At 54.9% G+C, this 13,835-nt stretch carries 7 protein-coding genes, 1 rRNA gene and 1 riboswitch; of the genes, 5 read left to right on the forward strand and 3 right to left on the reverse strand.

Annotation, left to right across the window (positions count from 1 at the left end; genetic code table 11):
* The first annotated feature begins 161 nt into the window (after nucleotides 1–161).
* The 4 genes from rrf to ACQE32_RS12990 all read left to right on the forward strand — a co-directional run bounded on the left by rrf (nucleotide 162) and on the right by ACQE32_RS12990 (nucleotide 7,185).
* Nucleotides 162–277, forward strand: a 5S ribosomal RNA gene (gene rrf / locus ACQE32_RS12975).
* A gap of 260 nt (nucleotides 278–537) precedes the next feature.
* Nucleotides 538–1,467 (forward strand): homoserine O-succinyltransferase MetA, encoded by a 930-nt coding sequence (metA, locus tag ACQE32_RS12980; protein WP_426973099.1) that lies wholly within the window; start codon nucleotides 538–540, stop codon nucleotides 1,465–1,467.
* 139 nt (nucleotides 1,468–1,606) lie between these two features.
* On the forward strand, nucleotides 1,607–5,290 hold the full coding sequence (gene metH, locus ACQE32_RS12985; protein ID WP_427021896.1) for a methionine synthase: 3,684 nt from the start codon (nucleotides 1,607–1,609) through the stop codon (nucleotides 5,288–5,290).
* Nucleotides 5,291–5,559: 269 nt separating this feature from the next.
* Nucleotides 5,560–7,185, forward strand: a complete 1,626-nt coding sequence (locus ACQE32_RS12990; protein ID WP_426973102.1) for a Na/Pi cotransporter family protein — start codon at nucleotides 5,560–5,562, stop codon at nucleotides 7,183–7,185.
* 38 nt (nucleotides 7,186–7,223) lie between these two features.
* Here the strand turns inward: ACQE32_RS12990 and panS are convergent, their stop codons facing one another.
* The 3 genes from panS to ACQE32_RS13005 form a co-directional block, all read right to left on the reverse strand.
* A complete protein-coding gene (panS, locus tag ACQE32_RS12995) occupies nucleotides 7,224–8,141 on the reverse strand; it encodes a ketopantoate/pantoate/pantothenate transporter PanS (protein ID WP_427021897.1) in 918 nt (305 codons plus the stop codon).
* An 83-nt stretch (nucleotides 8,142–8,224) separates the two neighbouring features.
* Nucleotides 8,225–9,583, reverse strand: coding sequence for a lysine-sensitive aspartokinase 3 (gene lysC / locus ACQE32_RS13000; protein ID WP_426973104.1), 1,359 nt, complete (start codon nucleotides 9,581–9,583; stop codon nucleotides 8,225–8,227).
* Nucleotides 9,584–9,670: 87 nt separating this feature from the next.
* Nucleotides 9,671–9,864, reverse strand: a riboswitch (Lysine riboswitch).
* 51 nt (nucleotides 9,865–9,915) lie between these two features.
* Nucleotides 9,916–11,721: a cation:proton antiporter gene (locus ACQE32_RS13005; protein WP_427021898.1), complete on the reverse strand. Its 1,806-nt coding sequence runs from the start codon at nucleotides 11,719–11,721 to the stop codon at nucleotides 9,916–9,918.
* Nucleotides 11,722–11,949: 228 nt separating this feature from the next.
* On the opposite strand from ACQE32_RS13005, the gene pgi reads away from it, so the two are divergent.
* Entirely contained in the window at nucleotides 11,950–13,596 is a 1,647-nt protein-coding gene (gene pgi / locus ACQE32_RS13010) for a glucose-6-phosphate isomerase (RefSeq protein WP_426973108.1), read from the forward strand.
* Nucleotides 13,597–13,835: the final 239 nt, after the last annotated feature.

The following is a 13,835-nucleotide window of genomic DNA, read 5'->3' on the forward strand; positions in this document are numbered from 1 at the left end:
GCCGGGTGTGTAAGCGCAGCGATGCGTTGAGCTAACCGGTACTAATGACCCGTGAGGCTTAACCTTACAACGCCGGAAGCGTTTTGGGAATTGAGAATTTTCAGTGTTGTTGACGGATACGCGTGCGTGGCCCTGCGGGCGGCGTGCGGAAACAGAATTTGCCTGGCGGCGAGAGCGCGGTGGTCCCACCTGACCCCATGCCGAACTCAGAAGTGAAACGCCGCAGCGCCGATGGTAGTGTGGGGCCTCCCCATGCGAGAGTAGGGAACTGCCAGGCATCAGATAACGACGGAGCCTCAGCGAAAGCTGAGGCTTTTTCGCGTCTGGCGATCTCTTATTACCTACTGTTGTACCTCACCCATCCCTTCTGCGTTATAACCATTTTTTCTTTTTCCCTGTGCCTTCATAGCTTTTTTAATTTCCTGAATGAAACATTTTCAATTACTGGCTGAAGTCTCGACATTCTGGCTCTGGCAGGCTATCTTCGGGCATCTGGATGTCTAAACGTATAAACGTATATAGTGAGGAAGAAAGGCTATGCCAATTCGGGTACCTGATGAATTACCAGCCGTAAACTGTTTACGCCAGGAGAATGTCTTTGTTATGACACATTCTCGCGCCAGCGTTCAGGAAATCCGACCGCTTAAAGTGCTGGTACTGAATCTGATGCCAAAAAAGATCGAGACGGAAAATCAGTTTTTACGTCTGCTCTCGAACTCCCCGCTACAAATAGATATTCAGCTGTTACGTATCGATAGTCGTGAATCCCGTAACACGCCGATGGAGCATCTCAATAATTTTTACTGCAATTTTGAAGACATTGAGCATGATAACTACGATGGTTTGATTGTTACCGGTGCGCCGCTGGGGCTGGTCGATTTTCAGGATGTGGCTTACTGGCCGCAAATAGAGCGCGTATTGCACTGGGCGAAAGAGCATGTCACTTCTACCTTGTTTGTCTGTTGGGCGGTACAGGCGGCGCTTAATATTCTGTATGGCCTGCCAAAACAAACCCGCGCTACCAAACTGTCAGGCGTTTATGAACATCAAACGTTGCATCCGCATGCCTTATTAACGCGTGGTTTTGACGATACTTTCCTTGCGCCGCACTCCCGCTATGCGGACTTTCCCGCTCAGCTAATTCGTGACTATACCGATCTGGAGATCTTCGCAGAATCTGAGCAGGCTGGCCCCTATCTGCTGGGCAGTAAAGATAAGCGGCTGGCCTTTGTTACCGGCCACCCTGAATATGATGCGCTAACGCTGGCAGGAGAATTTCAACGCGATAGCGAAGCGGGATTAAACCCGGTGATCCCTTATAACTATTTTCCGCACAACGACCCGACGCAGAAGCCACGCGCCAGCTGGCGCAGCCATGGAAACCTGCTGTTTTCCAACTGGCTCAACTATTACGTTTATCAAATAACACCTTACGACTTACGCCATATGAACCCTACCCTGGAGTAATGGATATCAACTGCCGTTGCATCAATTAAGAACGCGGCTGATCTGAATCCTGCTCCAGAGGCAGCTTTGAGTCGTACAAAAATTATGCCAGACTGTGCCGCAGACGGTACTAAAAATAACCAAAACAGGTGAAGCAAGAGTGACAGACAGAATCGACGCGCTGCATCGGCAGCTGGCACAGCGCATCATGGTGCTGGACGGCGGAATGGGCACCATGATCCAGAGCTACCGTCTGGAAGAGCAGGATTACCGGGGCGAGCGCTTCGCAGAGTGGCGTAGCGACCTGAAAGGCAACAACGATCTGTTGGTGCTGACGCAGCCGGAGATTATCCGCGCCATCCACAATGCCTACCTTGAAGCGGGCGCTGACATTCTGGAAACCAACACCTTTAACGCCACCACTATTGCGATGGCGGATTACCATATGGAAGCGCTCTCGACAGAAATCAACTATAAAGCAGCCAAACTGGCTCGCGCCTGCGCCGATGAATGGAGTGCAAAAACGCCGGAGCGACCACGCTATGTTGCCGGCGTGTTGGGCCCGACCAACCGTACCTGCTCAATCTCTCCTGATGTAAACGATCCTGCGTTCCGTAATGTCACTTTCAATGAACTGGTTATTGCCTACCGCGAATCAACACGCGCGCTGATTGAAGGTGGCGTAGATATCATCATGATCGAAACCATTTTCGACACGTTGAACGCAAAAGCCGCCGTATTTGCTATCCAGAGCGAGTTTGACGCGCTGGGTGTTTCATTGCCGCTGATGATCTCCGGCACCATCACTGATGCCTCAGGCCGTACCCTTTCCGGACAGACAACCGAAGCGTTTTATAACTCGCTGCGCCATGCCGAACCGCTCTCTTTTGGGCTGAACTGCGCGTTGGGGCCGGACGAACTGCGTCAGTACGTAGCCGAAATGTCGCGTCTTGCCGAATGTTACGTCACCGCCCATCCGAATGCCGGTCTGCCTAACGCTTTTGGTGAATACGATCTGGATGCTGCGGTGATGGCGGAGCAGATTGCCGAGTGGGCGCATGCCGGTTTTTTAAATATCGTCGGCGGCTGCTGTGGAACCACGCCAGCGCATATCGCCGCGATGGCACAGGCGATCGAAGGCGTGACGCCGCGCAAGCTGCCGACGTTGCCGGTTGCCTGTCGCCTGTCCGGTCTGGAACCGCTGAACATTGGTGCCGATTCGCTGTTTGTTAACGTGGGTGAACGTACTAACGTTACCGGATCAGCAAAATTCAAGCGGTTAATTAAAGAAGAGAAATACAACGAGGCGCTGGATGTTGCACGTCAGCAGGTAGAGAGCGGTGCGCAAATCATCGATATCAATATGGATGAGGGAATGCTCGACGCTGAAGCGGCGATGGTGCGTTTCCTTAATCTGATTGCCGGTGAACCCGACATTGCGCGCGTGCCGATCATGATCGACTCCTCAAAATGGGATGTGATCGAAAAAGGGCTGCAATGCATCCAGGGCAAAGGCATCGTTAACTCTATTTCGATGAAAGAGGGTGAGGAAGCCTTTATCCATTATGCGCGACTGGTACGCCGTTACGGTGCGGCGGTGGTGGTAATGGCATTTGATGAGGTCGGGCAGGCGGATACGCGGGCGCGTAAGATCGAAATCTGTCGACGCGCTTATCGCATTCTGACGGAAGAGGTTGGCTTCCCGCCGGAAGATATCATCTTCGACCCAAATATTTTTGCCGTTGCGACCGGGATTGATGAACACAATAACTACGCGATGGACTTTATCGGTGCCTGTGAGGATATCAAACGGGAGTTGCCACATGCGCTAATCTCCGGCGGCGTCTCTAACGTTTCCTTCTCGTTTCGCGGCAACGATCCGGTACGTGAGGCGATTCACGCCGTATTCCTTTATTACGCTATCCGCAACGGCATGGATATGGGGATTGTTAACGCCGGCCAGCTGGCGATTTATGACGATCTGCCCGCCGAACTACGCGATGCGGTAGAAGATGTCGTTCTAAACCGCCGCGATGACGGTACCGAACGCCTGCTGGAGCTGGCGGAAAAATATCGCGGCAGCAAAGCGGCAGATGACAGCACCAAACCGCAGGCGGAATGGCGCAGCTGGGATGTGGCGAAGCGGCTGGAATATTCGCTGGTGAAGGGCATCACTGAATTTATCGAAGAGGATACCGAAGAGGCGCGTCTGCAGGCGGATCGTCCCATTGAGGTAATTGAAGGGCCGCTGATGGCCGGTATGAATGTGGTTGGCGATCTGTTTGGCGAAGGGAAGATGTTCCTGCCGCAGGTGGTGAAGTCGGCACGCGTTATGAAGCAGGCGGTGGCCTGGCTGGAACCCTATATTCAGGCCAGTAAGGCGGTCGGCAGCACCAACGGCAAAATTGTGTTGGCCACGGTAAAAGGCGATGTGCATGACATCGGTAAGAATATTGTTGGCGTAGTGCTGCAGTGCAATAACTACGAAATTATCGATCTTGGCGTCATGGTGCCGACGGAGAAAATCCTTAAAACCGCGCGTGAAGAACGGGCGGATATTATTGGCCTGTCAGGGCTGATTACTCCGTCGCTGGATGAGATGGTCAACGTGGCAAAAGAGATGGAGCGTCAGGGCTTTACCCTGCCGCTGTTGATTGGCGGAGCCACCACCTCTAAAGCGCATACCGCAGTAAAAATCGAACAGAACTACAGCGGCCCGACGGTTTACGTGCAGAACGCCTCGCGTACCGTTGGCGTGGTTTCTGCGCTGCTGTCGCCTGAGCAGTACGAGGGTTTTGTGGCCCGTACGCGTAAAGAGTATGAAACGGTGCGTATTCAGCACGGGCGTAAAAAGCCGCGCACGCCGCCGGTTACCTTACAGGCCGCGCGCGAAAATGATTTCGCCTTTGACTGGGAGCAGTACACGCCGCCCGGCGCACACCGGTTGGGCGTCAGCGAGGTGCAAGCGTCAATTGAGACTCTGCGCCACTATATCGACTGGACGCCATTCTTTATGACCTGGTCGCTGGCGGGAAAATACCCGCGCATCCTTGAAGATGAGGTGGTTGGCGAAGAGGCTCAGCGCCTGTTTGCCGATGCGAATGCCATGCTCGATCGGCTGAGTGCTGACGGTAGCCTCACGCCACGGGGCGTGGTGGGGATTTTTCCGGCGAACCGCGTTGGCGACGACATTGAAATTTATCAGGATGAGTCGCGATCGCATGTGATTGCCGTCAGCCACCATTTACGCCAGCAAACGGAGAAGGTGGGTTTCGCGAACTATTGTCTGGCAGATTTTGTTGCGCCGAAGGCGAGCGGAAAAGCGGACTACCTGGGAGCGTTTGCCGTGACCGGTGGGCTGGAAGAGGATGCGCTGGCGGAAGCCTGGGATCGCAAACATGACGACTACAACAAGATAATGGTTAAAGCGCTGTCCGATCGTCTGGCCGAGGCCTTTGCTGAATATCTGCACGAACGGGTACGTAAGGTGATCTGGGGTTATGCCGCCAATGAAAACCTTAGCAATGAAGAGCTGATTCGTGAAAACTATCAGGGGATTCGACCTGCGCCTGGTTATCCGGCCTGCCCCGAGCATACCGAGAAAGCCACCATCTGGCAGCTGCTGGATGTGGAGCGTCATACCGGCATGAAGCTGACCGAGTCCTTCGCCATGTGGCCTGGTGCTTCCGTTTCCGGCTGGTACTTTAGCCATCCTGACAGTCGTTACTTTGCCGTGGCGCAGCTGCAGCGCGATCAGATTGAAGATTACGCTGCACGTAAAGGCATGACAATAAGCGAAGTAGAGCGCTGGCTGGCACCCCATCTTGGTTACGACGCCGACTGATAAACAGATCGCCGGCCCTGCTCTGGGCCGGCAACTTCTGCAACGTTGCCCAGCCAGGGCGTATACCCCTGCATAACGCCCATTAACTTTCCCCCGTGCCAGCCCCGTCTGGTCTACATTTAATAGATTAATCCCCGCGTGTGCCGCCTGAAAAATACCCTAAAAACAGGATCCTGCGGAGCGTGTAAGGAGAATTCTTTCATTTACTGCATTCCCGCCGGGCGGGCTGTAAATGCTGTTGTAGCCCGGCATAAAGGAGTCAGATAGCCGTGTTAACCCTGCTTAATTTACTTTCTGCGGTGGCGCTGCTGGTATGGGGAACCCATATTGTGCGCACCGGCATTATGCGCGTTTACGGTGCCGATCTGCGGCGCGTGCTCAGCCGCAGCGTAGAAAAGAAACCCATGGCCTTTGTTGCCGGGATTGGCGTGACGGCGCTGGTGCAGAGCAGCAATGCCACCACGCTGCTGGTGACATCATTTGTGGCGCAAAACCTGGTCGGCCTGACGCCGGCACTGGTGATTATTCTTGGTGCTGATGTGGGTACGGCGATCATGGCGCGCGTGCTGACCTTTGATCTCTCCTGGCTGTCGCCGCTGTTTATCTTTTTTGGCGTGGTTTTCTTTCTTGGTCGTAAGCAAACGCGCGCAGGCCAACTGGGGCGAGCCAGTATCGGTCTTGGCTTGATTTTGCTGGCGCTGCAACTGGTGGTGGAGGCGGCCCGGCCAATCACGCAGGCTTCCGGCGTTAAGGTACTGTTCTCGTCGCTGACCGGCGATATTATGTTGGATGCGCTGATCGGCGCGGTGTTCGCTATTATCAGCTACTCCAGTCTGGCAGCGGTTCTGCTAACAGCAACGCTAACGGCGACCGGCGTTATCTCATTTCAGGTGGCTCTTTGCCTGGTGATCGGCGCTAACCTCGGCAGCGGGCTGTTGGCGATGCTGAATAACAGCGGCTCCAACGCAGCCGGTAAGCGGGTGGCGCTCGGCAGTCTGCTGTTTAAGGGCATTGGTTGTGTTTTAGTGCTGCCTTTTGTCCATGTGCTGTCGCCGTGGCTGGATAAATTGCCGGTGCCCGATGAAGAGCTGGTGATCTTCTTCCATGTTTTTTACAACCTGATCCGCTGTCTGGTTATGGTGCCTTTTGCCGATCCCATGGCGCGGCTCTGTAAGCGGCTGATCCGCGACGATCAGGAAAACGATGCGCGTCTGAAACCAAAACATCTCGATCGCAGCGCGCTGGATACGCCAGCGCTGGCGCTGGCTAACGCCGCGCGTGAAACCCTGCGCATGGGCGATGTGCTGGAAATGATGATGGATAATTTCTATAAGGTTATGCACGGCGAGCCGCGCCAGGAGCGTGAAATCCGGCGACTCGATGATGATGTGGATGTGCTTTATACCGCCATCAAACTCTATCTGGCACGCATGCCGAAAGAGGATCTGCCAGAGGAAGATTCACGCCGCTGGGCCGAAATTATCGAAACGGCGCTGAACCTGGAGCAGGCGGGCGATATTATCGAACGCATGAGCGGCGACGTGGCTGATAAGTCGCTGGCCGCGCGCCGCGCTTTCTCGCCGGAAGGGTTAAGAGAGCTGGAGCAACTGCATGAACAGCTGCTGAATAATCTGCGGCTGGCGCTCTCGGTATTTCTGTCGCGTGATATCGCCAGCGCGAAGCGTCTGCGCCGGGCTAAACACCGTTTTCGCATTATGAACCGCCGCTTTTCACATGAGCATGTTGATCGCCTGCATCAGAAAAATGTGCAGAGCATTGAAACCAGCTCGCTGCATCTGGGATTGCTGGGTGATATGAAGCGGCTTAACTCGCTGTTTTGCGCGATAGCCTATAGCGTGCTGGAACAGCCGGACGACGAACGGGATAAAGAGTGAAGCTTTGCCAGCCTTTCAGGCTGGCAAATCTCCCGGGCTTATTTTTTATTAACCGGTTTGCCAGACCAGTAACCCGCCAGCAGTGAACCGGAAAGGTTATGCCAGACGGAAAACAGCGCGCCGGGCAGGGCTGCCAGCGGCGAGAAATAAAGTTTGCCCAGTGTGGCCGCCAGTCCGGAGTTTTGCATTCCCACCTCCAGTGCCAGCGTACGGCAGGTTGACTCATCAAAGCCAAACAGCTTGCCGCCCCAGTAGCCGCCTAACAGCCCGATGGCATTGTGCAGAATCACTGCCGCAATCACTACCAGGCCCACCGAACCGATAAAGCCCTGGCTACCGGCCACTACCGCGCTGATGATCAACAAAATGCATACCATGGAAAACGCGGGCAACCAGGGTTCCACGCGCTTTACCACGCGATTCATGGTGTGATGAACCATCAGACCGAGGCCGATAGGGATCACCACGATTTTGATAATGCTCAACAGCATGCCGACCACATCCACTTCAATATGCGTGTCTACATAAAAACGCGTCAGCAAGGGTGTGGCAAACACGCCTACCAGCGCCGAAACGGAAGAGATAGTTACCGATAGCGCTACATCGCCTTTCGCCAGATAGATCATAACGTTAGATGCTGTGCCGCTGGCTACGCTGCCCACCAGAATCATGCCTGCGGCCAGATCGGGCGGCATCTGAAACAGCCTGGCCAGCAGCCAGGCAGCCAGCGGCATCACCAGATAATGCAAAAAGGTACCGGCGATAACCGGAGCCGGGCGCACCAGCACACGCTTAAAATCATCGATATGCAAGGTAACGCCCATCCCGAACATAATCAGCATCAGCAAATAAGAAACCCAGGGGCCGATGCCGGTAAAGGTGCCGGGGGAAAAATAGGCGGCCACTGAAAGCAAAATCGCCCACAGCGGAAACAGCCGGGTTATCCTGGTAAGCATAGCCAGATATCCTTATAAAAATGGCAGGCGTTTGCTGTCAGGTTACGTTTATTTTACATCCGCGCCGCTGACAGCGTTAAACATTAGCTCTTAAATAGATTGCGATGCAGGGTGCGCACTATCTGCTCGGCATCGTTGCCTGGCACCAGGAAACAGAGGTTATAGCTGCTGGCGCCATAGCAGATCATGCGCAGGTTAAAAGGCTCCAGTACGCCGAAGACCTCTTTGCCAACGCCGCATGCCTGCGACAGCTTGTTGCCGATCAGGGCGATCAGCGCCAGATTCTCTTCTACCTCTACGCGACAGAGCGAGGAGAGCTCGGTCAGCAGCGCCTGGGTTAACAGACTGTCGCCGGTAGAGGTTGAGCCAGTGGTATCCAGCGTCAGCGCCACGCTCACTTCGGAGGTGGTAATCAGATCAACAGAAATATGATGGCGCGCCAGAATAGCAAACACCTCCGCCAGGAAGCCGCGCGCATGTAGCATATTCAGGCTATGCAACGTCAGCAGCGTTTGCTTGCGACGCAACGCCAGCGCACGGAATAAAGGCGGGTTTTCGGTCTCATTGCAGACCAGCGTGCCGCCAGCGGCAGGATCTTTACTGGAGCCGACAAAAACCGGGATATCGTTGCGCACTGCAGGCATCAGCGTTGCCGGGTGCAGTACTTTAGCGCCGAAGGTGGCCATTTCGGCCGCCTCTTCAAAGGTGATTTTATCGATGCGCTGCGCCGTCGGAACGATGCGCGGATCGGTGGTATAGATGCCGGGAACATCGGTCCAGATATCGATGCGCTGCGCCTGCAATGCCTCGCCCAGCAGCGCAGCAGTATAATCGCTGCCGCCCCGGCCCAGCGTGGTAGTGCGACCTTTCGCTTCGCTGCCGATAAAGCCCTGGGTAATCACCAGCGCCTGTTCCAGCCTTGGGCGCAACAGCTGGTGGCTTAATTCGGCCAGCATACTGACATCCGGCTCGGCGCGGCCAAAGCGATCGTCGGTGCGCATGATCTTACGCACGTCGAACCATTCGGCATCCACTTCGCGCTCCCGCAGGATTTCCACAAACAGCAGAGTGGAGATCAGCTCGCCGTGGCTCACCAGCTCATCGGTCAGCGCCGCCGAAGAGGCAAGCGCCGCCGCATCGGCCAGCATGGCAATATTCTCCAGCATGCGGTCGATCTCCTCGCGGATCACTTCCGGCTGCTGCAGCCGATCGACAATAGCGTATTGAATACGGCGAAGTTCATCCAGCAGCGCATAGCGCTGTGTGGGTTCATGGCCTTCGGCCAGGGCCACCAGCAGGTTGGTAACGCCGGCGGAAGCGGACAGCACCACCAGGCGCACATTAGCATCGCCCAGCACCACATCGGCGCTGCGGTTCATGGCGGTAAAATCCGCTACGCTGGTGCCGCCAAACTTGGCAACGATTAATTCAGATTGCAACATAGATACCCCGTGTCAGGTTCAATTCCATCAGCCTTGGCACAAGGGAAGAGCAGAAACGGGGCAGACGTAGAGGGGGAACAACTACGATCACCCAGAAGCGCCCCACCTTGCGGCGCGTCCGACTGTCGCACGCGCCTGGTGACAACCCAGAGGATTCAGCCTCTGCAGTCGACAACATCTCTGCCGTGGAGATATTGCCTCGGCGTCGCTCCCCCTGATGTGTCTTCACCGGATACGGCTCCTCTGACACACTGCCTGGGCGACGCGCCTCTTCTGGCTTGCGCATCGCTGCGCAACTAACCGTTTACAAATATCGGGTTCTGTCGCTGCTGTCAATCACTGCCATTTGAAGAATTCTCAACTTGTACCAGCGCAATCAGCGTACAGGGCACTTCCGGCGGCGCAGCGTTGCTCATAATCACCAGCTGTCTGTTCTCTTGTAGCGCAAAGAGTGGGATCGCGCCCCGATGCGTTGCCAGGTAATCCTGCCAGCCGAAATTTTCCGTTAGCTGGGTTGCTTTGATGGTTGCGCCTTTCGCCAACAGTGCGCTGAGATGACTCCAGGTTTGCTCTGCGCCGAAAAGCGTCTCATGCCGACGGAAGCGCGGACTTTCAGTATCACCACGACCTGTCAGCGACGATCCGGAGCGAACCGAAGCCACCTTCGCTGCGCCGAAGATATGGCTAAAATGATAAACCGCCAGCGCGTTTTGATGCCGGTTGGGTGACAGCGCCAGTACCTGAGCAATATCACTAAGATCGAGGTAGTTTTCCGCATGTTCTGACCAGGCATTACCGTAATAGGCAGGGATGCCTTCCATTCTGGCCTGACGATAAGATTCCCAGCTGCTGTCGGTAAGCATCACCGGGATATCCAGCCGCTGAAGCGCCAGCGCTAACGCCCGCGCGACGGCGTTAGCGCCGATAATCAACACGCCGCGCGGACGCTGCTGCTGAACGCGCAGCCAGCGAGCAAGCGGGGCGCTGGTCAGGCTTTGCAAAACGACGGTGCCGATAATCACCGCAAACACCACTGTTACCAGCCGGTCGGCCTGCGCATACCCGCTGCGCGCCAGCGTCAGGGCAAAAAGCGCGCTGACCGCCGCTGCCACAATGCCGCGCGGCGCGATCCAGCTCAGCAGCACGCGATCGCGCCAGTGCAGGGAGGATCCCCAGGTAGAGAGCGCGATACAGAGCGGTCGGGCGATAAACTGCACCACCAGCAGCACCGCTACCAGCGGCCAGCCCAGCGTCAGCAGCGCGCCAATATCCAGCCGGGCGGCAAGAATAATAAACAGGCCGGAAATCAGCAGCGCCGACAGTTCCTCTTTAAAGGCGATGATGTCACGCAGATCCACATCCCGCATATTGGCCAGCCAGATGCCCATTACGGTCACGGTTAGCAGGCCCGACTCATCGGCCAGCGCGTTGGATACGCCGAAGGCGGTTAACACAATCGCCAGTACGCCAAAGTTTTGCAGATAACCGGGTAGCCAGACGCGTTTCAGGGCGATACCCAGTAACCAGCCGGCCAGCGCGCCGATGCTCAGACCCACCGCTGCGGTAACGCCCAGCGTCCAGAACAGATGCGATAACGATTCAGCATGCTGACGCAGCACAATGAATTCAAAGACCAGCAGAGTAAAAATAGCGCCTACCGGATCGATAACGATGCCTTCCCAGCGCAGCACCTGATTGATCGCAGTATTGGGACGCACCACGCGCATCAGCGGCGCAATCACCGTTGGGCCGGTCACCACCGTGACCGCGCCGACCAGCGCCGCCAGTTCAGGTGGGAAGTTCAGCAGCAGCCAGCAGGCGAGGCTAATAACGGTAAACGTAACCGGCATACCGATGACAATCAGGTTACGCACTACGCCGCCGAGGCCGCGAATTTCATCGACGCGCAGCGTAAGCGCGCCTTCAAACAGAATGATGGCGACCGACAGTGAAACCAGCGGAAACAGCAGATCGCCAAACAGCGCATCAGGCTGCAAGACATGCGTTATCGGACCGAGTACGATTCCGAAAACCAACAGCGGTAAAATCGCTGGAAGCCGCAGTAACCAGGCGATCCACTGGGCCATCAGTGAACTGAAGCCAATGATCACCAGCAGTAATGGAGCAGAGAGCGGCATAAAAATTTTTCCTTTCAACGGTAAGAATCGTCATACTGAAATACCTTGCGGCTACGGTCACCGCAGCCTGAATTATAATGAGTCCCGGGCAAAGGGTGAGAAAAAGCTAGCGCGTGCTCACCGCTACAATAGTCGTAACCTGTTGCAGGAAAAGGAAAGTGAGTCACGGTCAACAGGTAAGATGACGTCCGGTCAGAATTACGGTTGTTAAAACATAAGAGTGTTGCCATGAAAAATATCAATCCGACGCAAACCGCTGCCTGGCAGGCCCTGCAGCAGCATTACCAACAGATGAAAGACGTACGTATTGCCGACCTGTTTGCCCAGGACAGCGATCGTTTTGCGAAATTCTCCGCTTCCTTTGATGACCAGATGCTGGTGGATTTCTCAAAAAACCGTATCACTACGGAAACCCTGGAAAAATTACAGGCGCTGGCAAAAGAGACCGATCTGGCAGGTGCAATTAAGTCGATGTTCTCGGGTGAGAAGATCAACCGCACTGAAGATCGCGCTGTGCTGCACGTTGCGCTACGCAACCGCAGCAAGACGCCGATCCTGGTAGATGGCAAAGATGTCATGCCAGAAGTGAATGCGGTGCTGGAGAAGATGAAATCTTTTTCTGAGCGCATCATCAGCGGCGAATGGAAAGGTTATACCGGCAAGCCTATCACCGATGTGGTTAACATCGGTATCGGCGGCTCCGATCTTGGTCCCTATATGGTGACCGAGGCGCTGCGCCCTTATAAAAATCATCTGAACATGCACTTTGTTTCCAACGTGGACGGCACGCACATCGCTGAAACGCTGAAAAAAGTGAGCCCGGAAACCACGCTGTTCCTGGTCGCGTCAAAAACCTTTACCACGCAGGAAACCATGACCAACGCCCACAGTGCGCGTGACTGGTTCCTGAACGCAGCGGGCGACGAGCAGCAGGTAGCGAAACACTTTGCCGCGCTCTCCACCAATGCCAAAGAAGTCGCTAAGTTCGGTATCGATACCGCCAATATGTTTGAGTTCTGGGACTGGGTTGGCGGCCGTTACTCTCTGTGGTCAGCAATTGGTCTCTCTATCATCCTGTCTGTGGGCTTCGATAATTTCGAGCAGCTGCTGAGCGGCGCCCATGCGATGGATAAGCACTTTGCGGAAACCCCGGCGGAGCAGAACCTGCCGGTACTGCTGGCGCTGATCGGCATCTGGTACAACAATTTCTTCGGCGCTGAAACCGAAGCTATCCTGCCGTATGACCAGTATATGCATCGCTTTGCGGCTTACTTCCAGCAGGGCAATATGGAGTCCAACGGTAAGTATGTCGATCGCAACGGTAATCCGGTCTCTTATCAGACAGGCCCAATTATCTGGGGCGAACCGGGCACCAACGGACAGCACGCGTTCTATCAGCTGATCCATCAGGGCACCAAGCTGGTTCCTTGCGACTTTATCGCACCGGCTATTACCCATAATCCGCTGGGCGACCATCACGCAAAACTGCTTTCTAACTTCTTTGCTCAGACCGAAGCGTTAGCCTTTGGTAAGTCACGCGAAGTGGTGGAAAAAGAGTTTGCCGATGCGGGCAAAGATGCGAAATCCGTGGAGCATGTCGCGCCGTTTAAAGTGTTTGAGGGCAACCGTCCGACAAACTCTATTTTGCTGCGTGAGATTACGCCGTACAGCCTGGGCGCGTTGATTGCGCTCTATGAGCATAAAATCTTTACCCAGGGCGTTATCTTGAATATCTTCACTTTCGATCAGTGGGGCGTTGAGCTGGGCAAACAGCTGGCTAACCGTATTCTGCCTGAGCTGGAAAATGGCGAGGAAGTAACCAGCCATGACAGCTCTACCAATGGCCTGATCAATCTGTATAAAGCCTGGCGTTAATCGCTGGCCTGAATCGCAAAGGCGCCCTGTACGGCGCCTTTTTTATTCCTCCGCATGATTTCAGGCGTGAAAAAATGCATTTTTGCGATCGATATTTCATTTCCTGACAGCAAAGATGGCGAAATTGGCTTTTTTGCTCTAAGCATTTTCTTAAAATATCGATTAGAGCCGAAAATTAACGCAGGATTAGTCCTAAACCTCTCTGGTTAAAAGTGGCGCTAAACAGGCGCTGATATTTT

Source organism: Pantoea sp. FN0302, from assembly GCF_050113775.1.
Lineage (GTDB): Bacteria > Pseudomonadota > Gammaproteobacteria > Enterobacterales > Enterobacteriaceae > Mixta > Mixta alhagi.